Source organism: Actinomycetota bacterium, from assembly GCA_005888325.1.
Classification (GTDB): domain Bacteria; phylum Actinomycetota; class Acidimicrobiia; order Acidimicrobiales; family AC-14; genus AC-14.
In genome coordinates this window covers 189,386-213,105 of sequence record VAWU01000062.1, presented here as the reverse complement: position 1 = coordinate 213,105, position 23,720 = coordinate 189,386, and the positions used below count along the sequence as shown (strand labels likewise).

Here is a 23,720-nt window from a genome sequence, read left to right as displayed (position 1 = left end):
TGACGATGAGGCGCAGGTAGGCGTCGTGCTTCCAGGACTCCACCACCGCCACCGGCACCGGCCCCAGGCCCTCGATCTCACGCGCCTCGCCCGCCACGGTGTGTCCCCAGTGCCGCATAGTCGACCACGACTCGGATCTCGGCCTTGGGCTTCGAGCGCGTACCGCCACCCCCACCCCCACACACCAGGGTCTCGAGCGCGTCCATCGCATAGGCCTGGTGGGGCTCGCGCCGGCCCTCGGCCCGCGCCCCCTTGAACACGCGGTCGATCTCGGCGTCGAGGCGAGCAGCATCCTCGCCCCCGCGTCGGGGGTGGTGCGGAAGGCACCGCAGAACGCCCCCTCGCCGTCGGTCCAGGTGCGCAGGTGACGCTCGGCGCGGATCGCGGCGTAGCGGGCGCGCTCGTCGGTCACGGCGTGGCGCACCCGCCGGCACTCGTCGCGCAGCTGCTTCGCCGTGTCGCGCCCGGCGCGTTCGAGCAGGCGCGGTTCGTCCGTGGGACTGAGTGCGGCGGCGGAGGCGACCGCCTCGGCCTGGACCTCGGAGATCGTTCCGGCGCGGAACGCCTCGGCGGTGGCGGGCAGCTGTGCCAAGCGTTCGGCCGTCTCCAGCGCCGCCTGTGTGCGCCCCACGCTCGTGCCCGTCTTGTGCGCGATGAAGTGGGCGGCGCTGCGCTCACCGCTCTGGCGCCACACGTTGGACTCCTCCACCCGCTTGGCCACCAACGTGCGCCCCGCCGCCAGCACCCGCTCGCCCTCCGTGATGACTTCCAACAGACGCAGCGCGTCGGAACCGCTGAGACAGCCGGGCTCGAGCGCGGACAGGACGCGCCGCTGCGTCGCCACCGCCGCCTGCAGCTCGTGGAGCACCGACATCGCCTCTCCCGCGGACACCGAGGGAATCGAACAGAGGGATCCCGCCACAGGCGGATCCACTGATTCGCGGGGAAGCGTCGACCTCACGATAGTCGAACAGGTGTTCGATTGCAAGCACTTTCTGCGCGCTCCGGGAGAATTATCGGAAAGAATCTTTCGGAGCGTTCACACCTGTAGCCGGGTGCAGTCGTCGATGGCGGCGAACCGGTAGTGCTTCTTGCGGAGCCCCACCGATGGGCTCGATGAACTTCACGTCGACCTGGAGCCGATTGCCCGGGAGCTGCTCCTCGTAGCGCTTCCAGCGACGATCGTGGCGCTTGTAGCGCTGCGAGGGCGGCAACCGGTTCATGTCGAGCCGCTTGAGGATCGGCCCCACACGCCGGAGGGGCCTATGGCGATGTCGTGGTAGCGGAGCAGGTGCATCGAGATCTGCGGGGCCCGAAGTGTGCAGTGCTGGCGCAGGTAGATGAATTCAGAATTTTCGGAGCTCTCGGAAGATCTACGACACGCGTTCGATGACGGTGGCGTTGGCCTGGCCGCCGCCCTCGCACATCGTCTGGAACCCGAGCCGCCCACCCGTCGCCTCGAGCTGGTTCAGCAGGGTCGTCATGATGCGCACGCCACTCGCGCCGAGAGGGTGCCCGATGGCGATGGCGCCGCCGCGTGCGTTGAACTTCGCCATGTCGGGCACGAACTCGCGCGCCCACATGAGCGCGATCGACGCGAACGCCTCGTTGCACTCGATGGCGTCGAAGTCTTCGGTGCTCAAGCCCGTGCGGGCGAACAGCTTGCGGGTGACCGGGTTGGGCGCCGACAGCGTGACGACCGGGTCCTCCGCCTCGACCGCGAAATGCAGGAGCCGGGCGCGCACCGGCAGGCCGAGTCGTTCGGCCGTCTCGCGGCTCGCGATCAGCATGGCCGCGGCACCGTCGGTCATCTGCGACGAGTTGCCCGCGGTGATGTCGGGGGCGGTTTCGGGCTCCCAGCTCTGGGCGGACGGCAGCGCGGCGAGCGACTCCATCGTTCCGTTGCGCCGGATGCCCTCGTCGGCGCTCAGGACCTCGCCCGTGAGCGCACCGTCCTCATCCTTGATCGGGACGGGCAGGACCTCGTTGGCGAAGTGACCGCTGTCGGTTGCTGCCGCGGCTCGCCGGTGGCTCTCGAGCGCGTACTCGTCCATGTCCTCGCGCGTGATCTTGAACCGGTCGGCGAGCACCTGCGCCTGGCGGAACTGGGCCCACAACCGGCCGTCGATCACCCTCATGAAGTCGGCGCTGAACGGACCGCGGCCGCCGCGCGCGTTCGATGCCAGCGGCGCGTTCGTCATCGACTCGACGCCGCACGCGATCGCGATGTCGTAGATGCCCGCCATGACGCTGGCCGCCACGAAATGGACCGCCTGCTGCGACGACCCGCACTGACGGTCGACGGTGGTGGCCGGCACCCGCCACGGGAGACCCGCCGCGACCCAGGCGTTGCGCGTGACGTTGGTGCCCTGCTCGCCCGACTGGGTGATGCACCCACCGACGACATCGTCGATGACCGCGGGGTCGACATCGTTGCGCTCGAGCAGGTGCTTCAGCGTGTGGCCGAGCAGGTCGGTCGGGTGCCAGTGGGCCAGCGCGCCCTTGCGCTTTCCGAACGCAGTGCGGATCGTGTCGACGATGACGGCTTCGCGAACCTCGGGCATCCCTGACATGGTAGTCAGGCTCGCCTCGCGGGCAGGCCGGTCGGGAAGCGTCAGAGCAGCACCCCTTCGATGTGCAGCAGCCGCTCCTTGCGGTCCACACCGCCCGTGTAGCCACCCAGGCCGCCGCCCGTGCGCAGCACGCGATGGCAGGGCACGACGATCGGGATCGGGTTGTTGCCCAGCGCGTTGCCTGCGGCGCGCGACCCGTTGGGGCTGCCGGCCGCGGCCGCGATCTCGCGGTAGGTCGAGACCCCGCCGAACGGGATCTTGGAGGTGGCACGCAGGACCCTGCGGCCGAAGCCGGAGGTGAGCGACCAGTCGATCGGGATGCGGAAGCCACGACGGTGACCCGCGAAGTACTCGTCGAGGTCGCGGCGGACCCCGGCGAGCCGGGCGGGTGCTTCGAGGACCCGGGGCGAGAGCCTCGCGGCCAGGTCGTCGAGCACGGCGTCGTGGCGTTCGTCCGAGTAGGCGAGTCGCACCAGGCCCGTCGGCGTCACCGCGACCAACAGGGGCCCGAAGGGCGAGTCGACGGTCGCGTACGCCACGTCGAGCAGGCCGTCGGCCGTGGCCCGGTCGACGAACGGGCCGGTGTCGGCGTTCGGGACGTTCCGGCCGGCGCGCAGCCGGGCGACGAGTTCGTTCATGCGCTCCATTCCTCCATATCCGTTGATCGCAACTTCTTCACGCCTTCGTGCACGTTGCGGCGGGCGGCTTCCTCCGAGCAGCCGAGCACGGTGCCGATGTCGGCGTGGGGCAGGTCGTTCACACGGCATCCCGCTGCATCGGTGGCAGCGCCCGCACCGCGGCCCACAGCGCGGGATCGCGATCGGTGACCTCCTTCGTCGGTCGCTCGGGCACGCTCCCGGTGGGCGTCGCGCGCCGCGCCCGGGCGCGGTGCGAGTCGATCGCCTTCCGGTGCGCGATCGTCAGCACCCAGGCACGCAGGTTGGTGCGGTGGCGCAGACGCGGATAGGCCCGCAGCGCCGACAGGAACGTCTCCTGGAAGCAGTCGTCGGCGTCGTCCCGCCCGACCGCGGCGACCAGAAAGCGCTGGACGTGGGGCGCGTGCGCATCGAGGATCCGCTGGAACGGCGGCAGGCTCATGCCCTCTTCAACGGCGCGCGACCGAGATTCGTGAGGTCAACCCGCGAGCCAGGACCAGATCGAGCGGTCGAGTCGCAGATGCGCGTGCACAGTACCCGCGCGGGGGTGCCCCGGCGCCCTCCCCGGTTACCGTATGGCCATCGTCGTGCCCACATTCCGTCGCCCGGCGTCCCCGCCCGCTCCGCCCGCCGAGACGCGACGCGCCCGGCTCGGCGTGCGCCGGCGCAACCGGCTCCTCCTCGCGCTGACATTGGCACCGCTCCTCGTGTCGGCTGTCGCGTTGCTCGTCGGGGTCGGGCGCGCGTACACGGCGTACGGAGACCAGGCCACGATCGAGATGCACGCTCGCGACGTCGGACACCACCCGGTGCTCATCGGACTCTTCTCGCGCGACCACTGGTCGCACCCGGGCCCCGCGCTGTTCTACCTGCTGGCGGTGCCCTACCGGCTCGCCGCGGGCTCCTCGATCGGGCTGCCCCTGGGGGCGCTGGCGATCAACGGCGCCTCGATCGCGGGGATGGCGCTGGTGGCGAAGCGCCGGCAGGGGACGGCCCTGATGCTCTGCACGCTCGTAGGGTGCGCGCTCGTCATGCGCGCCTTCGGCGCCGACTTCCTGCACGACGTCTGGAACCCGTACATCCCCGTGCTGCCGTTCGGCCTGCTGCTCTTCCTCACCTGGGCGATGACCTGCGGCGAGCGATGGGCGTTGCCGTTGGCCGCCGGCGTGGCCTCGTTCTGTGCGCAGACCCACGTCGGGTACGTGCCGATGGTCTTCCCGTTGCTGGCGTGGGGGGGTGCGTGGCTGCTCGTGCTCGGCCGTCACGGCGGCGCCGGCGGAGGACCGAGCTTGGCGCGGGTGGGCCTCGTCACGGCCGGCGTGCTCGCCGTCATGTGGGCGCCGCCGCTCGTCGAGCAGACCCTGCATTCGCCCGGCAACCTCGACCGCGTCTACCAGTACTTCCGCGAGCCGCCGGGTCGTCGCGCCACCCACAACCTGGTGGACGGCTACCGCGTCGTCGCCGGCCAGTTCGGCGTCACGCCCGAGTGGCTGACGGGGGCCGACCGGCCCAACCCGGCCAACTCCGAGCCGCGCGTGCTCGACTCACCGCCGCTTCCGGTGCTGCTCGTCCCGCTCGGCGTCGCCGCGTTCGTGCTGTGGCGCCGGCGGATCTCCGACGCGCGGCGGTTGCTCGCCACGCTCGCCGTGGCCGCCGCGCTCGGCGTGGTGTCCGTCGCGCGCGTCATCGGGCCCGTGTATGCCTACCGCGTCCGGTGGACGTGGATGCTGGCGATGACGTCGTTCGTCGTCGTGGCGTGGGCCGCGTGGGTGGCGGTCTTCGACCGGAGGCCGAGTGTGACGGTCTTCGACCGGAGGCCGAGTGTGACGGTCTTCGACCGGAGGGCGAATGTGGCGGCCCGTTGGTGCGTCCCGGTGGCGGTGTCGACGCTGGTCGTCCTCGCCACGGTGAGCTCGGTCGGCGCGGCGCGCGCCGGCACTCCCCAGCAACCCGAGGAGTCGTTCGTGGCGGCGCTCGGGCCGCGCGTCTTCGCACGCCTGCCGAGAGGCGACGGCGACGTCACCCTCCGCGCCACCTCGTTCGGGGCCAGCTTCTTCCTGTCCGGGCTCGTGTTGAACCTCGAGCGCCGGGGCGTCGCGGCGCGCGTCGACAAGTCGGAGGGCTGGATCTACGGCGAGCACCGCGTTCACAGGACGGGACGGGTGCGCGCCGACCTCTGGGTGGTGACCGACCTCAACGTCGAGGTCTTCATGCGGCGGGCCGATCTGCGGCTGCTCGCCTATCACGGCACCCTCGGGATGCCTGAGCGGGCGCGGGTGCTCGCGCGCCTGGCCGCGGCGGACGCCGCTCATGGAGCCGGCCGCCTCACCGACAGGGGCTGGCTGCAGCTGCGGATCCCGCTGCAGACCCGCCTGGGCTCCGCGGTTGCGGTGTTCGAGACCCGGCCCGCGACCTGAAGGCGGGTCGGCTCAGCGCCGCAGGGCGCCCGGCTCGTCGAGCCAGCGGTTGAGGGCGGCGGTGCGCGCGTTGCGGCACAGCAGGACGTGCTCGACGGTGCGCCGCACGCGGCGCTGCTGGCCGGCAGTGACGACCACCTGCCGGAGGAGGTAGTCGGCGGCGTCGCCGTGGTCGGCCTCGGCGTACGCGTGCACGCGGAAGTTCTCGACCTCGATGCCGTAGTGGTCGCGCATGCCCTCGTACATCATGAGGGCGTAGTTGGTGGAGGCCGCGAAGCGCTCCCCGGCCCACCCGAAGGCGGCCAGCCCCTCCTCGTAGGAGCGCCGCATGTAGTAGAGGGTGGTGTACACCGCGCCGACCGTCTCGGCCATCGGCCGGTAGGTGAGCAGCTCCTCGTCGGTGACGCCGAGCTCGTGGGCCCAGTCGACCTTCATGTCGACGTGGTTGTGGTCGCCCGTGAAGCCGGTCTCGTCCGCGAGGTTCTGCAGCCAGTGGTGGAAGTGCTCGCTCGCCTCCATCTGCAGCGCCTCGGTGTCGGGCGCGTTGGAGACGATCGAGCCGAACTCCTTGGTGTAGTGGACGCCGAGGAAGTAGTACTCCTTCGCCAGGCGCTTGAGCAGCTCGAGCGACAGGGTCCCGTCCGCCACCCGCTCCCAGACCACGTTCTTCTCGGTGGCGATCTCGGCCTGCAGGGCCTCGAGCCCGGCCATGAACTCGTCGACGGGGAGCGCGCCCTCCGTCTCCGACGACCCCCCCTTGCGGATGTCCTTGAACTCTCGCTGCTGCTCGCTCATGGAGGGCGAGTGTAGACTTCGATGACACAGGCGTCAGCTTCAGGATCCACCGAAGCGGCTGCATGGGAGCGATCCCGAAGGGGGTCAGGTTATGGACGTCGATCTGGTCGAACTGGCAGGTCACCGAGGTCGCCTCGCGGTCGATGTCACCGTCGACCCGGTCACCGCGGAGGTCATCCGGGGCGCGATGGAGACCGTGTGCTGGGAGATGGCCACCTACGTCTCGCGCACCGCCACCACGCCGATCCTCAACCAGTCGAACGAGCGCAACGCCACCATCATCGACGCCAAGGGTCGCCTCGCCGCGCTGTCGGTCGGCATCCCCCAGTTCATGCTCACCTCGACGCTGCCGGTGCGCTTCGCGCTCGAGTTCCTCGGCGCCGACGAGTTCCGCCCGGGCGACGTCTTCGTCGCCAACGACCCGTACCACGGCGGCGGACACCTGCCCGACTACAACGTCTTCGCACCCGTCCACGTCGACGGGAAGCTGGTGCTCGTGGCGAGCATCCAGTGCCACCACGGCGACACGGGCGGCGCGGTGCCCGGTGGCTACAACGTGACCGCCGCCGACATCTGGGGTGAGGGTGTGCGGTGGCCGGTCGTGAAGGTGATCGACCGGGGCGTCGAGCGGCGCGACGTGCTCTACGCGCTGCAGGTCAACAACCGCCAGCCGGGTTACGTCGGCGACCTCCGGGCGCAGGTGGGCGCCGCGCAGATGGCGGTGCGACGCCTCGGCGAGATCCTCGAGCATTACGGCGCGGGTGCGGTCGAGGAGTCGGTCGACTTCATGATCGACTACGCGGAACGACGCTTCCGCGAAGAGGTGGCCGCCTGGCCCGACGGCGTCTACGAGGCCGACGCCTACGTCGACCACGATCCCCTCGGCCACCCCGACATCCACATCCACGTGAAGATCACGGTCGACGGCGATCGCCTGAAGATCGACTACGCGGGCTCCGACATGCGCACCGAGATCCAGGCGTGGTCGACGTTCGGCAACACGCGTGGCTACACCGTGGCGCAGATCGCCTCGATGATGGACCCGAACATCCCCAAGAACGAGGGGTTCTTCGATTCCATCGAGCTCAACGTGCCGCCCGGCTGCGTGCTGAACCCACCGGCGGGCAAGCCGGTGAGCGCCGGCACCCATCACCCGGGCGCGGACATCGGCGAGGTCATCGCGCTCGCGTTCCAATACGTGATGCCCGACAAGGCCGTGCCCCAGACCTACAAGACCGGCATCCCCACCACGATCGCCGGCACCGACCCGCGCACCGGGCGCCCGTTCGTCGACCCGTCCACCGAGGTCTACGCGGGCTGGTGCAACGCGGCCAAGGGGATGGATGCCTGGGGTGCCCAGGCGGCCAGCTTCGGCAACCTCTGGAAGGCGACGGCCGAGATCAACGAGAGCCTCTTCCCGCACATCCAATGGGAGCGCGACTACCGCACCGACTCCGGCGGGCCCGGCCAGTGGCGCGGCCTGTGCGGCAGCCACTGGGTGAAGGAGGTGCGCGTGCCCGCCAAGGTCTACACCTACGTCGTCGGCATGAAGTACCCGATGCCGGGCATCGCGGGCGGCAAGCCGGGCGCGCCGAACCAGCTGGTGATCCGGGCCAACCGCGACGACCGCTACGTCGTCCAGCACACCGCCAACTGGGTGCCGATGGAGGCGGGCGACACGATCGTCTACGACTACGGCGGCGGCGGCGGCTGGGGCGATCCCCTCGACCGCGACCCGCAGGCTGTGCTCGACGACGTGCTCGACGAGTACGTGAGCGCTGGTGGCGCCGAGCGCGACTACGGGGTGGTGCTGACCGGCTCGCTCGACGACCTCACGCTCGAGGTCGACGGGGCCGCGACCGAGCAGCTACGGGCGTCGCGCCGACCCGGGTGACCGGCCCGGCCGGGTACCGCGTCGGGATCGACGTCGGCGGCACGTTCACCGACCTCATCTGCGTCACGCCGGACGGCGAGGTCCTGCTCGACAAGACCCCGACCACCCCCGACGACCAGTCGGTCGGGGTGATGCAGGGCATTGCCCTCCTCGCGCAACGGGCACAGCTGTCCACGGCCGACTTCTGCGCCCGCATCGACGCCCTCGTCCACGGCACCACCATCGCGGACAACACCATGATCGAGATGAAGGGCGCGAGCACCGGGCTCCTCGTCACCCGCGGTCACCGCGACGAGATCGAGATGCGCCGGGTGCACAAGGAGGAGATCTGGGACCCGTCGTATCCCGCTCCCCTGCCGATCGCCCGCCGGCGGGCGCGCATTCCCATCCCCGAGCGGGTCGACTTCGAGGGCCGCGTCGTCCTTCCCCTCGACGAGAACGCGGTGCGCAAGGGCGTGCGGCGCCTGCGGCAGCTGGGCTGCACGTCGATCGCGGTGCTGTTCATGCACAGCTTCACCAACCCCTCCCATGAGCTGCGGGCGCGCGAGCTCGTGCTCGAGGAGTTCCCCGACGTCGAGCACATCTCCCTGTCACACGAGGTGCTGCCGCGTGCGCCCGAGTTCGAGCGGACGTCGACCACGCTCGTCAACGCGTACGTCGCCCCGCGGATCGCGCACTACACACGCCACCTCACCGACGAGCTGCGAGCCGCGGGCTACGCAGGGCAGATGCTGATCATGCAGTCGACCGGCGGGGTCATGCCGCCCGACTACGTCGCCCGCAAGGCGGTGTCGCTCCTCGGCTCGGGGCCGACCGGTGGCGTGATGGGCGCGGCGGTCGCCGCGGGTCGCAGCGGCGTCCGCGACTTCGTGGCCGTCGACATGGGCGGCACCTCGTACGACGTCTGCCTGGTGCGGGGCGGCGCCCCCGAGATCAAGACCGACTGGAACTGGCGCTACCGGTACTACATCGGGCTGCCGATGGTCGACGTGCAGAGCGTGGGCGCGGGCGGCGGGTCGATCGCCTCTGTGCGCCAGGGCGCGCTCCTCGTCGGGCCCGAGAGCGCAGGCGCCCAGCCCGGTCCCGCGTGCTATGGCCGCGGCGGAGCCCGTGCGACCGTCACCGACGCCGACGCGCTGCTCGGTTACCTGCCGGTCGAGGGCTTCGCCGGTGGGCGCATGACCCTCGACGTCGATGCGTCGCGCGCCGCGATCACCCGCGACGTCGGGAAGCCGCTCGGGCTCGACGTGATCGACGCGGCCTGGGGCATCGAGCGCATCGTCAACGCCAACATGGCCAACGCGGTACGCCGCGTGCTCTCGACCCACGGCGCCGACCCCCGCACGATGGCGATGATCGCGTACGGGGGCAACGGTGCGGTGCACGCGTGGGCCCAGGCCGTGGAGCTCGGGATCCGGCGCATCCTGGTGCCCAAATCCGCACCTGCGTTCTCCGCCCTCGGCCTGCTCGTCGCCGACTACCTCATCGACCTCCAGCGCGCGTACGTCGTTCCGCTGTCACAGGTCGACGTGGCGCGCGTGCGGACGCTGATGAGCGAGATGCTCGACGAGGCCGACAAGGAGCTCGAGCCGGCCAACCTCGGCGAAGGCCACGTGCAGACGCAACTGTTCGCGCAGATGTGCTACCCCGGCCAGAACTTCGACATGAGCGTGCCCGTGCCCGAGGGGACATCGCTCGGCGACGGCGGGCTGCTCGACCTCGCGGGCCGCTTCCACGATCAGCACGCGTCGGATCGGGGCTTCTCGTTCCCCAACCAGCAGCCCCTCCTGCGCGGCGTGCGGCTCGTCGCGAGCGGCAGCACGCCGAAGCCCGACGCGCTGGCGCGCACGGGCTCGACGGTCGACGCGTCACAGGCGCGCAAGGGCAGTCGAGGGGTCTGGTTCGGCACCGAGTTCGTCGACTCACCCGTGTACGACGGGGTCGCGCTGGGTCCCGGCGCGACCGTCGAGGGACCGGCGATCATCGAGGAGCCGTTCACCGTCGTCGTCCTCGCTCCCGGCAACGTCGCCCGCCTCGACCAGCACGGCAACTACGACATCTCCCTCTAGGAGCCGCGTTCTTGTCGTAGAAGCGAGGTAACGGCTAGCCCTTGACGTAGGCGAGCTTCTCGGCCAGCTTGCCGTCGCGCACCCGGAGGATGTCGACGCCGCGCAGATGGCGCGGCTCGCCGTTCTCCTCCCAGGTGTAGCGCCAGCGCACGACGCAACGATCGCCCACCGCGAACTGCTCCTCCGCCGCGAAGTTCGCGGTGGGGGTGGACGCGAAGAAGCCCTCCCAGACCGTTCGGACGGATGCCTGGCCGTCGAAGTGGTCGCCGTCGGGCGGTGACGTGCTCTCGAACACGCAGTCGTCGGTCATCGACGCCATCACCGCGTCGACGTCGTGGCGGTTGAACGCCTCGTTGAAGCGGTCGACGGCGTCGAGCGTGGATCGGGTCTCCTGATCGATCATCTCGTCCATCATGCCCCCTTGGTAGCTTGCCCGTATGGGAGGGATGGCCGGTCCGTACGCCGCCGCCGCGGTTCTGCTGGCCGTCGGCGGCGTGATGAAGTGGCGGCGACCCGGTCCCACGGCCAACGCGCTCGGCGCGGTCGGACTGCCGGCCTCGGTCGGGTTCGTTCGCACCTTCGGGGCGATCGAGGTCGTCGTCGCCGTCGGCGCCCTCACCAGCGGCCACCCGGTGTTCGCGCTCCTCGTCGGCGTGTCCTACCTCGCCTTCGCCGCCTTCGTGCTGCTCGCCCTCGCGCGGGGCGGGGCGGTCAGCTCCTGCGGATGCTTCGGCGAGCCCGACACGCCCGCGACTCCGGTCCATGTGGTGCTCGACGTGGCTGCCGCGGCAGTCGCCTTCGGGGTGGCGGCCGGCGGCGGGAGCGACTGGCGCGGTTTCCTGGGCGACCAGCCCCTCGGCGGTGCACCGTTCATCGTGCTGACCGCCACGTGCACCTACCTCGGCTACCTGGCGTTGACCGTCCTGCCCAGGACGGCGCGGAGGGCGACGTGACCGCGCTGATCGTCATCGAAGGCGTGGCGCTCCTCCTCCTCGCCCTCCTCGTGGTCGGGCTGCTCAGGAGCCATGCCGAGATCCTCCGCGCCCTCCACCGGCTCGGCGTCGATGTCGAAGGTGGGGGCCAGATCGCGGATGAGCTCCGGGTCGAGCCCCGTGTCGTCCGACCGCGCGCCGGCGCCGACGCCGCGTTCGACGTGGTGGGAACCACCCCGGACGGCGAGGCAATCGCCGTCCGCGTCGTCGGCGCGCCGCACGACACGCTGATCGCCTTCCTTTCGAGCGGGTGCATCACCTGTCACGGCTTCTGGGACGCGTTCCCTGAGACCGCGAGGCTCTCGCTACCGGAACAGACGCGGTTGGTGATCGCGACGCAGGGGCCCGAGGCGGAGAGCGCGGCCAGGGTGCTGGCCCTCGCCCCGCCCGACGTGCCCGTCGTGATGTCGACCGCGGCGTGGGCGGGCTACGGCGTGCCCGGCGCGCCCTACTTCATCCACGTGCGCGGGGCATCGGGACGGGTGCTCGGCGAGTGCGCCGCGAGCACGTGGGCCCAGGTGGCCTCGCGGTTGCAAACGGCCGTCGACGACGGCCCCACGGTGTCGGCCGCGGCCGACGCCACCCGCGAGGCGCGCGCCGACCGCGAGCTCTTCGCGGCGGGCATCACGCCGGATCACCCGAGCGTGTACCCGCACCCGCCGACCGACACCTGACTCGTCCACACGAGTCCACACGATGGGCAGACTCCGTGCTGCAGACCGTCGAGATGGCAGGCCGAGCGCTCAGGCCGCGTCGCCCTCCGCGGCGACCGCGACCGGCACCCGCGCCGGCCGCGGCTGGGCCGGCGAGCACGCGCGGGTGATGGCCCACGCGACGCCGACGTCGAGCGCGACGGTGAGCAACGCCATCCCCACCTTGGCCGCGCCGGCGAAGTTGTCGAGGATCACGCCGCCGACGGGCGTCACGAGGAAGCACATCCCGATCGACACGCCGATGAGCGGCCCGCGCAGCGCCCGTGGGCCGGCAGCCGCGAGCAGCACGACGCACCACGTCAGATACCACGGGAACAGGGTCGTGCCGAGGATCGCGAAGACGGCCAGCGCGATGCCGAGAGCGCGCACGCCACCCAACGCCGCGCTCCGCCAGAACAACAGCACGCCCGCACCGATCGTGGCCAGCAGCCCCAGCGCGCGCGTCACACCGATGGCGGTGTCGGTGTCGATCCCCGAGAACGACCCGAGCAGGTAACCCAGCGCGTTGACCGGCGCCATGAACCCGTTGGCGCGTGACGGGATGCCGAGCGCGGCGACCCACGCCCAACTCAGCCCGGAGAACCACGTCGTCAGGGCGAGGGTACCCAGGCCGATGGCACCCGCGCCGGCGACCGGCAGGAGGCGCCGGCGCACCGGTACGTCCCGGCCCGCCCACTCCCAACCGAGCAGGAGCACGCCGCCGGCGGCGGGCAGCTTCACACCGGTCGCCAACCCGCACAGCACGATGCCCGTGACCCGCCGCCCCGACAGCCCGACCGCGAGACCGGCCACCAACAGGCCCAGCATGATGCCGTCGTTGTGGGTCCCGCCGACGATGTTGAGCATGATCAACGGGTTCAGGGCGGCGAGGGCCAGCGCGTCACCGGGGTCGTGGCCCAGGCGCCTGGCCAGCGACGGCAGCGCGAGCGCCATGAGGACGACGCCGGCGACCGCCGCCAGGCGCATGGCGATCACCGACGGGTTCATGCGGTGTCCCGCGAGCGCGACCGCGACGGCCCCGATGCGCAGCGCGAGCGGCCCGTACGGCGATCGCGTGTGGCGCCACGCCGGGTGCACCGCGTCGTACGGGTCGGAGTCGCCGAGCGCGGCAGGCGAGTTGTGGTTCGGGTCGAGCCCACGCGCGATGAGCTCGCCGTTCGCGTTGTAGGAATACGCGTCGCGCCCGAGCAGCGGCGGCGCGGCCAGCAGGGGCAGGCACCACACACCGAAGATGGCGATGACGACGGCGGGGCGCACGCCACCGCGCCGAACGGCCCGACAGATGCGTACCCAGGCCCAGCAGAGCACCGCGATGCCGCCGAAGAACCCGACGAGGCACACCCACTTACGCAGGTCACCGCCCTGGGAGATCAGCGGGACGCTGATCGGCCAGTCGAGGAGGCGCCGGCCCCGGAAGATGGTGTCCCGGTGCGTCGCGGTCGCCGCGACAACGAGCAATGCGAGGGCACCGTGGACCGCGGGCGCCAGCAGCTCGCGTCGCGCCTCGGCCCACGGACGGGGCGACGCGTCCGCTCCCGGGTCGCCACCGCGGGCGACGAAGGTGGTGAATGCCGCGTCGACTCGACGCGCCCATCGTGTCGGGGCGCTGCGAAAGCCGGCTGGAGGGGACGTGCGCATCGCTAGGGGTGACCGGGCTGACGCGACGTCGGCCAGCGGCGAGTCATTGTGGTACCCGCCCGGGACCGATTCAAGGCACCCCGCGGCGTGGGTGCCAGTCTCCGCGTCCCTGGCCCGCGAGCTGAGCTCGCGCTCAACCCCTCGGCAACCCGAGCAGGCGCTCGGCGATGATCGTGCGCTGCACCTCGGATGTGCCGCCGGCGATGCTGGCCGCCTTGCTCCACAGCCATTGGCGCTGCCACCTGCCCGTGAGCGGCGCCGACGGTCCGACCACGTCGAGCGCCGACTCCGACAGGTGTTGGGTCATGTCGGTCCAGGCCAGCTTGACCCAGCTCGACTCGGGCCCCGGCTCGTGACCGCGCGCCAGGCGAGAAAGCGTCCGCCAGTTGTGCAGGCGCAGGACGCGCAGCTCGACGAAGGCCTGGACGAGCTCGTCGCTCACCTTGGGGTCGTCGAGCAGACCGGCGCGCGCTGCGTCCGAGTACAGCTCGGCCAGGTACACCTCGTGCACCACCTGCTCCTTGAACGGGAAGCTCGTTCCCCGCTCGTGGGCGAGGGTCGTGTTGGCCACGGCCCAGCCGTTGTTCTCATCGCCGACGAGGTGGTCGTGCGGTACGAACACGTCGTCCAGGAAGACCTCGTTGAACTCGGCCTCGCCGGTGATCTGCACGAGGGGCCGGATGTCGACACCGTCGGCCTCCATGTCGACCACGAGATAGGAGATGCCGCGATGCCTCGCGGCGTGCGGGTCGGTGCGAGCGAGACAGATGCCCCACCGCGCGAACTGCGCATACGACGTCCAGACCTTCTGGCCCGAGACCGACCAACCCCCGTCGACCGGCGTGGCGCGGGTCGTCAGCGACGCCAGGTCGCTCCCCGCGTCGGGCTCGCTGAAGAGCTGACACCAGATCTCGTCCGCGCGCAGCAGCGGTGCCAGCCAGCGCCGCTTCTGCTCGTCGGTGCCGTGGGCGAGAAGCGTGGGCCCGGCCAGGTTCACCCCCACCCGGTTGACGAGCTGGGGCGCACGCGCCCGGGAGTACTCGGCGTTGAAGAGCGCGACCTGCACCGGCGACGCGCCACGACCGCCGTACTCCGACGGCCAGTGGATGCCCACCCACCGCGCGTCGGCGAGCGTCGCCTGCCACTGCCGTCCCCACGCGACCTCGGCCTCGTCGGAGGCGAAAGCGGGGGGCTGCTCGAGATGGGCGGCCAGCCAGGCGCGGATCTCCGTGGCGAACGCCTGCTCGTCGGCCGTGAAGGACAGGTCCATCAGAGCGCGGCTGGCAGTGCGGTCACAGGTCCCAGAACCGGGTACGCCCGGCGGCTTCGAAGCGCTTGCGCAACGCGGCCTCGTCGTCGGGTGCGAAGCGACGGTACGCGTCGGCGCCCCGCTCGCGCACCCACAGGTCGTCGGCGCCGACGCGGTCGCCCCGGAACTTCTCGTGCACGAGCGTGCGCTTCAGCACCTTGTTGGTGGCGGTCTGCGGCAACACCCGACCGACGCGGACGTAACGCGGCCGCCACTTCGGCCCCAGGTCGGGCTGACCGTCGACGAAGCGCGCGAACGCGACGGGGTCGAACACCGCTCCGTCGCGTAGGACCAGCGCGACCATCACCTGGTCGCCGGCCTGCTCGTCGGGAACTCCGTACACCGCGGCCACGACCACGTCGGGGTGGCGGGCGACCGCCGCCTCGATGGGCCCGGCAGGGAAGTTCTCGCCGTCGACGCGGATCCACTCGGCCGTTCGTCCCGCGAAGTAGAGGTTGCGACGGTCGTCGAGGTAGCCGAGGTCGCCGCTCCAGTACCAGCCGTTGCGCGTGCTCCTGGCATTGGCCTCGTCGTTGTTGTAATAGCCCTCGAACGGCCCTGCACCCGCGGTGTTCACGATCTCGCCGACGCACTCCTCTGCATTGAGGAGCGCTCCATCGCCATCGAAGCGCGCGGGCGCGCGCTCGTTGCCGTCGTCGTCGACGACCTTCACCGAAGTGCCCGCGACGCCGAGCGCGCCCGGCGGCGGGTTGTCCGTGCGGTTCACCGCGATGCCCCCCTCGGTCGCGCCGAAGGCGTCGATCACCTGGACGCCGAAGCGCCGCGCGAACCCGTCGACGACCTGCGGCGAGCCCTCGTTGCCGAACGCGACGCGCAGCGGGTTGTCGGCATCGTCGGGACGCGCGGGTGTTGCGAGCACGTACGAGAGCGGCTTGCCGGTGTAGTTGAACCAGGTGGCACCGTAGTGACGCACGTCGGCCAGCCAGCCCGACGCGGTGAAGCGCCGAGCCAGCCCGATCGACGCTCCGTAGACGATCGACGGCGCCCACCCGACCATGACCGCGTTGGAGTGGAACAACGGCATCGCGACGTACCCCACGTCGTCGGGCCCGATGTCCATGATGATCCCCATGCGGTTGCCGGTGACCAGGATGCGGCGCTGCGAGCAACGCACGGCCTTCGGCGCGTCGGACGTGCCCGACGTGAAGATGAGCGCCCAGAGGCTGTCGACGTCGGGTGCGAGGCCCGGATCGTCGCCGCCCACGGCTGCCAGCGCGGGCTCGAGCGGATCACCGATCGAGAGTGGGGGGTCTTCGTCATCCGCGAAGCGGCCGGACACGAGCACCCGGCCGTCACCCCACGCGAGACGGTCCACGACGGGCTCGAGCAGCTGCTGGTGGCGGGGCTCGGTGACGATCAGCCCGACGTCGGTGTGCACGAGGTCGCGCAGGAGCTGCTCACCCCGCCGGGTGTGGTTGAGTCCGACGACCGTCGCACCTGCGAGCCCGGCCCCGCCGAGGGCGAAGAGGTAGTCCGGGGTGTTGTCGAGCAACACCGCGACGTGGAACGGCCGGCCCTCGACCCGGCGGGCGAGGAACAGCTGCGCCCAGCGGCACGACTCGACGAGGTACTCGGCGTGGGTCCACATCTGGTCACCGAAGCGCACTGCCGGCCGATGTCCGATCTGTGGATCGGACGCGTTGCGTCGCAGGAGCGCGGCTGCGTTCGCGGCGGGCAGCGGTGCCTCCCCGGGCGCCGGGATGTTCGAACCTGACACGGCCGTCACGCTAGCGGCCGGCGCCGAGATCACCGCTCGACACCGTGCCCGCCCCCGTCCCCCACGCGCGGGCATGCGTCGTAGGCCGCGTCGACGCGCGCCGGTGCCCAGATGCCGTCGTGCAGGACAACCCGGTAGTCGAGGCGGGGCGCGGGATCGCTCGTGCGACGGTCGCTCGCCACGCCGCAGTCTGCACGCGCCCGAACCCCGCGCGCGGCGCCCGAAGGTACGCTGACCCGCGTGTCAGGTGTCGACCCGTTCGCGGAGACCGAGGACCAGGCGACGCTGCGCAAGTTCGCGCGCGAGGTGGCCGAGCGCGAGCTGGCGCCACGTGCTCAGCACTGGGACGAGACCGAGGAGTTCCCGCAGGCGTCGTGGGACGCGTTGAAGCAGGCGGCTCTTTTCGGGATCACCGTCGGCGAGGAGTGGGGCGGGGCGGGCCTGGGAGACGTCGAGGCCGCGATCGTGCTCGAGGAGCTCGCCCGGGCCGACGTGTCGAGTGCGATCCTCGCCCAGCTCATCTTCAACGGACCACCGCGCGCGATCGAGCACCTGGGTTCGCCTGCCCTCCGCGACAAATGGCTGCCGCTGGCCGCGTCGGGCGAGGGCCTGTTCTGCATCGGCATCACCGAGCCGGGTTCGGCCGCCAACCTCATGCGCGCCAGCCTCGTCGACGACGGCCACGGTGGATGGAAGCTCAGCGCCTACAAGAACTACGTGACCGGCGGTCACCACGCGGCCGCGTGCCTCGTGTGGACGCGGTTCCCCGGCGGCGACGGCGCCAAGGGCATCGGCGCGGTCGTCGTCGACCTCACCGCGCCCGGTGTGTCGGTCACCAGCATCCACAAGAAGATGGGCCTGCGCGGATGCGCGGAGGCAGAGCTGGCATTCGACGAGGTGGCCGTCACCCCCGACGACGTGCTGCTCGTCGGCGAGCCCGGGAGCAGCGAAGCGTTCAAGGTCCTGCTCTCGCACCTCAACCACGAGCGATGCGGCAACGCCGCCATGTGCCTCGGCGCCGCGCAGGGCGCGCTGGAGCACGCCATCCGCTACATGAACGAGCGCGTCGTCGGGGGACGCGCGCTCGCCGACCTCCAGGGCCTGCAGTGGAAGATCGCCGACATGGCGATGCAGCTCGAGGGCGCCCGCCTGTTGCTCTACCGGGCGGTCGCGCTGGCCGGTCCCCACGGCACGCCCCCGGCGCTCGAGACGGCGATGGCGAAGGCGGCGTCGAACCTGGCCGCCAAGGTCGTCTGCGACGAGGCGATCCAACTGCTCGGCGGCTACGGCTACAGCCGCGAGTACCCGGTCGAGCGGATGTACCGCGACATCCGCGGTCTGTGCATCGGTGCGGGCACGGTCGAGGTGCAGCGCAACTACATCGGCGCCAACCTGTTGCGCGGCCGCACGCCGGCGGGCGGTGTGTGGCGCAACCCCCTGACGTAACGCGGGGATCGTGCTCCGCCCCACGCTGACCCACCGGCGCGCCGCCGACTATCGCCGGCCCGGGGGCCCGTGGGACGGTCCGACGCTCGACGGGCTGCGTTGGGCGCAGCGCGACCCGGTGCCCGCTCGGGTGGCCGCGCTCGCCGGCGCGCTGCGCGCCGGAGGAGCGAGGCGCGGCGACGTCGTCGCCTGGCAGCTGCCGAACGGAGAGGAAGCGCGACTCCTGTATCTCGCGTGCTGGCGCCTCGGAGCCACGGCCGCGCCCCTCCACGCCCTCGCCGGCCGGGCCGACGTCGAACGCGCGCTGGAAACCCTGAGCCCACGCGTGACGATCACCGACGGGTCGGAGGTCGAGCGGCTGCTCGCTACCGGCGCCCAGCCCGTGCACGAGCCCGCGGCCCGGCCCGGCGACGTCGCCGTCGTGCTCTTTACCTCGGGCTCGACGGGGACGCCGAAGGCCGCCCTCCACACGCACCGCGGGCTCGCGTGGAAGGCGCGTTTGATGACATCGGTCCACGGGCTCGGGCCCGACGACGCCGTGCTGATGCCGGCGCCGCTCGCGCACATCTCCGGCCTGCTCAACGGATGCCTCCTGCCCCGCGCGGCCCGCATGCGCGCGGTGTTCATGGCGCGGTGGGACCCCGAACACGCGCTGCGCCTCATCGAGCGCGAGCGCATCACGTTCATGATCGGGCCGCCCACCTTCTTCGTCGACCTGATGGCCCATTCGGGGTTCGCGCGCGACCGCGTGGCGTCGCTCCGGCTCATCTCGAGCGGTGGCGCGGGGGTGACATCCGCGTTCGTCGACGAGGCCACCGATGCGTTCGACTGCACGGTCAAGCGCACGTACGGCTCGACCGAAGCGCCCACCGTCACCACCAGCCACCGCGGCGACCCCCCGGAACGCGCCCGTGCCACGGACGGCCGCGCCACCGGCGACGTCGAGCTGCGCGTCGACCGCGGCTCCGGAGAGCTGCTCCTCCGGGGCCCGGAGCTGTTCGTCGGCTACATCGACGTCGAGCAGACGCTCGCGGCCCACACGCGCGGGGGCTGGTTCCGCACCGGCGACCTCGCGTCCATCGACGACGGCTGGCTCACGGTCGTGGGCCGGGTGAAGGACGTGATCATCCGCGGCGGCGAGAACATCGCCGCGGCCGAGGTGGAGTCGGTGCTCGAGGCGCACCCCGCGGTGCGCCAGGCGGTGGCCGTCGGCCGTCCCGACGCCCGCCTCGGCGAACGCGTCGTCGCCTTCGTCGTGACGTCCGCGCCGTTCGACCTCACCGAGTGCCGGACCTGGTTCGCCGCTCGCGGCGTCACGAAGTTCAAGTGGCCCGAGGAGATCGTGCTCCTCGACGCGCTCCCCCTCATGGCGGCCGGCAAGCCCGACCGCGCCGCGCTCGCGGCGCGCGCCCGCACCTCCCCCACCTCCCCCACCGTTCTCTGAACGATCCAGGGGGCCCTGACCACCCCGATCGTATAGAGAACGGCTGGGGGTGGACGTCAGAGGATGCTGTCGCCCGCCTCGACGCGCGGGCGGAGCAGCCGGCCGATGCGGTCGCGGTGATAGGCCGCGTCGCCGAACGTGACCTGATCGAGCTGCGACCGCTTGAGGTACAGGTGCAGGTCGTGCTCCCAGGTGAAGCCGATGCCACCATGCACCTGCAGGCCCGACGCCATCACCCGTCGCGAGGCGTCGGAGCACCACACCTTGGCGGTCGACGCGGCGACCGACGCGTCGGGCTCGGCGGCTCCGAGGCACCAGGCCCCGTGGTACGCGGTCGAGCGCATGCCCTCGACGTCGACGAGCATGTCCGCGCAGCGGTGCTTCACCGCCTGGAAGCTGCCGATGGGCCGTCCGAACTGCACGCGCTCCTTGGCGTACTCGACGGTGAGCTCGAGCACTCGAGACGCGCCGCCGAGCATCTCCGCGCTCACGTATGCGGCGCCGAAGTCGAGGAGCGCGTCAGCCGCCTCGCGGCCGCCCAGCGTCAGCGCGGGGCCCGCGTCGGCGCGCAACCACCCCAGCGGACGCGTGAGGTCCATCGCCGGCTCGCGGCTCGGGCGTGCACCCGCGGTCAGGTCGACCGCGGTCACGCCGTCGCCGATGACGACTGCGACGTCGGCCACCGGGGCGGCGACGACCGGACCGTCGCCCCATGCCACGCACCCGATGGCGCTGCCCGACACGAGCTGCTCGACCCACGGCTCCGCGCCGCGCACACCGTCGTCGGCGGCCCGGGCGAGCGCGCCGAGGGCCAGGAGGCTCGGCAGGAACGGCGCCGGCGCGACGTGGCGCCCCACCTGCTCGAGCAGGACGGCGGCGGCGACCGTGCCCAAGCCCAGGCCGCCGCGCTTCTCGTCCAGCTCGACGCCCATCCAACCCTGGTCGACCATCGACTTCCACAGGGCCCGGTCGTATCCGACGTCACCGGCGATCGCGGCGCGAACCTGCTGCGGCGACGAACGCGCGTCGAGCAGGTCGCCTGCCGCTCGCTGCAGCGCGAGCTCATCCTCGTCGAGGTCGAAATCCATGCTCCCGCTCCCGGCCGCGTGGGAGACCGAGTCTATGACGGCCATGTCATGATTGACCGAGATGGACCTGTCGCCGACGCCCGCACAGGACACCTTCCGTCGCGAGCTGCGCGACTGGTTGCGCGCCAACCTGCCGTGGGAGTACGGCGTGGGCCTACCGCCGCGCTTCGTCGACCTCGACGAGGAGGTGTCGTTCCTCCGCGCGTGGCAGGCCGAGCTGGCCGCGGGGCGCTGGGTCGGCGTCGCCTGGCCCGAGGAGCACGGGGGCCGAGGAACGGGCCCGGCCGAGCACTACATCGTGCAGGAGGAGCTCGCTCGCGCCCGGGCGCCCGAGCTGGTCGGCCGCATCGGCATCAACCTGGCCGGCCCCACGCTGCTCGCCCACGGCTCGCGGGAGCAGAAGGACCGCTGGTTGAAGCGCATCCTCTCCGCGGACGACCTGTGGTGCCAGCTCTTCAGCGAGCCCGGAGCGGGCAGCGACCTGGCGTCGGTGTCGACGCGTGCCACGCGCACCGACGACGGATGGGTGCTCAACGGCCAGAAGGTGTGGACGTCGTACGCCCAGTTCGCCGACTGGGGCATCTGCCTGGCCCGCAGCGACCCGGACGCGCCGAAGCACAAGGGCATCTCCTATCTGGTCGTCGACATGCGCGCACCCGGCGTCGAGGTGCGACCGCTCGTGCAGCTCACCGGCGAGGCCGAGTTCAACGAGGTGTTCCTCACCGACGTGTTCGTGCCACGCGACCAGCTCATCGGCGACGAGAACAACGGCTGGCGCGTCGCCAACTCCACCCTCTCGCACGAGCGGGGCACGAGCCCGCGCCAGCTCGTCATCCACACGCAGCTGCTCGAGGAGCTCTTGCGAATGGCGGCGCGGCGCGGTGGCTTCGACGACTGGCGCACGCGCCAGCGGCTGGCCCAGGCCTACGTCGAGGTGCGCCTGTTCCAGCTGCACAACTGGCGCACCCTCTCACGCCTCGAGCGGGGCCGCGAGCCGGGGCCCGAGGGCAGTGCGCTGAAGCTCTACTGGAGCGAGATGACCAAGCGGCTGCACGACACGGCCATGTCGGTGCTCGGCACGGCATCGCCGCTGTGGAAGGGAGCCGCCGACAATCCGGGCGACGGCGTGTGGCAGCGGTCGTGGCTCTACTACCAGGCCGCGTCGATCTTCGCCGGTAGCAACGAGATCCAGCGCAACATCGTCGGGGAGCGGGTGCTCGGCCTCCCGCGCGAGCCGGCCGCGACATAGGAGACTGGTCGCCATGGGTTACGACACCGTGCTCTACGAGGTCGACGGGGCGGTCGCCACCATCACGATGAACCGGCCCGAGGTCGCCAACGCCCAGAACACCGCGCTGATCGACGACCTCGACGCCGCCTTCGACGAGGCCGACGCCGACGACGCGGTGCGCGTGGTGGTGCTCGCCGGTGCCGGTGAGCACTTCTCGTCGGGCCACGACCTCAAGGCCCTCGTCGGCCAGGAGGCGCCCGACGCGTGGGTCGCCATGCGTGCCACGCCCGAGGGCAAGTTCCAGCACGAGAAGGTCATGTACTTCGACCGTTGCATGCGCATTCACGACTTCCGCAAGCCGACGATCGCCGCCGTGCAGGGCAGTTGCGTGGCCGCGGGCCTGATGCTCGCCTGCATGTGCGACCTCATCGTGGCCGCCGACGATGCCGTCTTCCAGAACCCGGTGCTGCGCATGACGGGTGCCGGCGTCGAGCTGTTGGTCGAGCCGTGGGAGCTCGGCATCCGCAAGGCCAAGGAGTTCCTGCTCACCGGCGACCGCATCGACGCCGCAGAGGCCTGGCGTCTCGGCCTCGTCAACAAGGTCGTGCCGCGACGCGAGCTCATGGCCGCGACACGCGAGCTGGCCGGCAAAGTGGCGCTCGTGCCGCCCGTGACGGCTCAGGTGGTCAAGGCCTCGATCAACAACGTGGGCGAGCTGCAGGGAAAGCGCCAGTCGTGGAAGTACCACTTCATGGCCCACCACTGGACCCACAACACCGCGACCGCGCTCAACGCGCTCGAGGCGCGCAAGCAGAAGACGTCGATGAAAGAGGTCTTCGCCGACCGCGATCGCGGCGACACACCCGAGTGACCGAGTGACGCTCGCGGCCGGCGCGGGAGGCCACCGGCAGGGCCCGCTCGACGGCGTGCGGGTCGTCGACGCCGGGACGCGCATCTCCGCCCCGTTCTGCGCCGGGCTGCTGGGTGAGCTGGGCGCCGAGGTCATCAAGGTCGAGCAGCCCGGCGGGGGCGACTTCATGCGCACCATCGGGCCGTTCGCGGCGCCGCGCGAGGGGTCGGGTGACGAGCCGTACTCGCTCTTCTGGGCGGTCGAGGGGCGCGGCCGCAAGGGCGTCACCTGCGACCTCCGGCGGACCGAGGGCCAGGACCTGTTCCGCCGGTTGGTCGCCACCGCCGACGTCGTGTGCGAGAACTTCCGCCCCGGCACCATGGAGGGCTGGCACGTCGGGCCTGCGGACTGTGACGAGCGCCTGGTGTGGGTGCGCATCTCGGTCTTCGGCCAGGACGGGCCCTACTCGAAGCGACCCGGCCTCGACCGCATGGGCATCGGCTACGGCGGACTGCTCCACCTCACCGGCTACCCCGACCGGCCACCGGTCCGCCCGGGCGTGACCGTCTCCGACTACCTCACGGGCGCCTTCGCGGCGGAGGCCGCGATCGCCGCGCTCTACGACCGCGACGTGCACGGCACCGGACACGGACGCGTCGTCGACGCGCCGCTCTACGGCGCGATCCTCCGCATCCTCGAGTGGACGGTCGCGGGCCACGACCGCCTCGGTCTCGTCCGCGGCCGCGAGGGCAATCGCCTCGCCAACAGCGCGCCGCTCGACAACTACCCCACCGCGGACGGCAAGTACGTGTGCATCGTGGCCGGGTCCGACGCCAACTTCCGTCGCCTGTGCAAAGCGATGGGACG

At 71.5% G+C, this 23,720-nt stretch carries 19 protein-coding genes and 1 pseudogene; 10 read left to right on the top strand and 10 right to left on the bottom strand.

Annotated elements, in window-relative coordinates; translation table 11 throughout:
* From E6G06_18620 to E6G06_18605, 4 genes and pseudogenes are all read right to left on the bottom strand, one after another.
* Window positions 1-892, bottom strand: an 892-nt coding sequence (locus tag E6G06_18620) for a DUF222 domain-containing protein (protein TML87550.1), incomplete at its 3' end; no start/stop codon positions are given.
* A gap of 481 nt (window positions 893-1,373) precedes the next feature.
* The gene (locus E6G06_18615) at window positions 1,374-2,564 is read right to left on the bottom strand and encodes a thiolase family protein (GenBank protein TML87549.1); all 1,191 of its coding nucleotides are present in this window, start codon (window positions 2,562-2,564) and stop codon (window positions 1,374-1,376) included.
* 50 nt (window positions 2,565-2,614) lie between these two features.
* Window positions 2,615-3,211 carry a methylated-DNA--[protein]-cysteine S-methyltransferase gene (locus E6G06_18610; GenBank protein TML87548.1) on the bottom strand — a complete coding sequence of 199 codons (597 nt, stop codon included), beginning with the start codon at window positions 3,209-3,211 and terminating at the stop codon, window positions 2,615-2,617.
* A pseudogene (locus tag E6G06_18605) lies at window positions 3,208-3,665 on the bottom strand (RNA polymerase sigma factor). Before E6G06_18605 ends, E6G06_18610 begins: the two are co-directional and overlap by 4 nt.
* Before the next feature lie 151 nt (window positions 3,666-3,816).
* Between E6G06_18605 and E6G06_18600 the strand changes: the two are divergent.
* On the top strand, window positions 3,817-5,646 hold the full coding sequence (locus E6G06_18600; GenBank protein TML87547.1) for a hypothetical protein: 1,830 nt from the start codon (window positions 3,817-3,819) through the stop codon (window positions 5,644-5,646).
* A 12-nt stretch (window positions 5,647-5,658) separates the two neighbouring features.
* Here E6G06_18600 and E6G06_18595 read toward each other — a convergent pair whose 3' ends face one another.
* Window positions 5,659-6,441, bottom strand: a complete 783-nt coding sequence (locus E6G06_18595) for a hypothetical protein (protein ID TML87546.1) — start codon at window positions 6,439-6,441, stop codon at window positions 5,659-5,661.
* 91 nt (window positions 6,442-6,532) lie between these two features.
* On the opposite strand from E6G06_18595, the gene E6G06_18590 reads away from it, so the two are divergent.
* Together E6G06_18590 and E6G06_18585 are read left to right on the top strand one after the other, a co-directional pair.
* Complete coding sequence (locus E6G06_18590; GenBank protein ID TML87545.1) at window positions 6,533-8,335, top strand: hydantoinase B/oxoprolinase family protein; 1,803 nt, start codon at window positions 6,533-6,535, stop codon at window positions 8,333-8,335.
* Window positions 7,924-10,404 (top strand): hydantoinase/oxoprolinase family protein, encoded by a 2,481-nt coding sequence (locus tag E6G06_18585; GenBank protein TML87544.1) that lies wholly within the window; start codon window positions 7,924-7,926, stop codon window positions 10,402-10,404. Before E6G06_18590 ends, E6G06_18585 begins: the two co-directional genes overlap by 412 nt.
* Before the next feature lie 34 nt (window positions 10,405-10,438).
* Here E6G06_18585 and E6G06_18580 read toward each other — a convergent pair whose 3' ends face one another.
* Window positions 10,439-10,807, bottom strand: a complete 369-nt coding sequence (locus E6G06_18580) for a nuclear transport factor 2 family protein (protein ID TML87573.1) — start codon at window positions 10,805-10,807, stop codon at window positions 10,439-10,441.
* Window positions 10,808-10,841: 34 nt separating this feature from the next.
* On the opposite strand from E6G06_18580, the gene E6G06_18575 reads away from it, so the two are divergent.
* The gene (locus tag E6G06_18575) at window positions 10,842-11,357 is read left to right on the top strand and encodes a hypothetical protein (protein ID TML87543.1); all 516 of its coding nucleotides are present in this window, start codon (window positions 10,842-10,844) and stop codon (window positions 11,355-11,357) included.
* Complete coding sequence (locus E6G06_18570; GenBank protein TML87542.1) at window positions 11,354-12,070, top strand: hypothetical protein; 717 nt, start codon at window positions 11,354-11,356, stop codon at window positions 12,068-12,070. Before E6G06_18575 ends, E6G06_18570 begins: the two co-directional genes overlap by 4 nt.
* A 69-nt stretch (window positions 12,071-12,139) precedes the next feature.
* Here E6G06_18570 and E6G06_18565 read toward each other — a convergent pair whose 3' ends face one another.
* From E6G06_18565 to E6G06_18555, 3 genes are all read right to left on the bottom strand, one after another.
* Entirely contained in the window at window positions 12,140-13,747 is a 1,608-nt protein-coding gene (locus E6G06_18565; GenBank protein TML87541.1) for a DUF2029 domain-containing protein, read from the bottom strand.
* A 133-nt stretch (window positions 13,748-13,880) separates the two neighbouring features.
* Window positions 13,881-15,017 (bottom strand): acyl-CoA dehydrogenase, encoded by a 1,137-nt coding sequence (locus E6G06_18560; GenBank protein TML87540.1) that lies wholly within the window; start codon window positions 15,015-15,017, stop codon window positions 13,881-13,883.
* 22 nt (window positions 15,018-15,039) lie between these two features.
* On the bottom strand, window positions 15,040-16,869 hold the full coding sequence (locus E6G06_18555) for an acyl-CoA synthetase (protein ID TML87539.1): 1,830 nt from the start codon (window positions 16,867-16,869) through the stop codon (window positions 15,040-15,042).
* 87 nt (window positions 16,870-16,956) lie between these two features.
* On the opposite strand from E6G06_18555, the gene E6G06_18550 reads away from it, so the two are divergent.
* On the top strand, window positions 16,957-18,240 hold the full coding sequence (locus tag E6G06_18550; protein ID TML87538.1) for a butyryl-CoA dehydrogenase: 1,284 nt from the start codon (window positions 16,957-16,959) through the stop codon (window positions 18,238-18,240).
* Between the two features lie 10 nt (window positions 18,241-18,250).
* On the top strand, window positions 18,251-19,684 hold the full coding sequence (locus E6G06_18545) for a cyclohexanecarboxylate-CoA ligase (GenBank protein TML87537.1): 1,434 nt from the start codon (window positions 18,251-18,253) through the stop codon (window positions 19,682-19,684).
* A 56-nt stretch (window positions 19,685-19,740) separates the two neighbouring features.
* Here the strand turns inward: E6G06_18545 and E6G06_18540 are convergent, their stop codons facing one another.
* Window positions 19,741-20,817 (bottom strand): acyl-CoA dehydrogenase, encoded by a 1,077-nt coding sequence (locus E6G06_18540; GenBank protein TML87536.1) that lies wholly within the window; start codon window positions 20,815-20,817, stop codon window positions 19,741-19,743.
* Window positions 20,818-20,833: 16 nt separating this feature from the next.
* Between E6G06_18540 and E6G06_18535 the strand changes: the two genes are divergently transcribed.
* From E6G06_18535 to E6G06_18525, 3 genes are all read left to right on the top strand, one after another.
* On the top strand, window positions 20,834-22,021 hold the full coding sequence (locus tag E6G06_18535) for an acyl-CoA dehydrogenase (GenBank protein ID TML87535.1): 1,188 nt from the start codon (window positions 20,834-20,836) through the stop codon (window positions 22,019-22,021).
* Between the two features lie 13 nt (window positions 22,022-22,034).
* A complete protein-coding gene (locus E6G06_18530; protein ID TML87534.1) occupies window positions 22,035-22,874 on the top strand; it encodes an enoyl-CoA hydratase in 840 nt (279 codons plus the stop codon).
* Window positions 22,852-23,720, top strand: an 869-nt coding sequence (locus E6G06_18525; GenBank protein ID TML87572.1) for a CoA transferase, incomplete at its 3' end; no start/stop codon positions are given. The genes E6G06_18530 and E6G06_18525, both read left to right, overlap by 23 nt.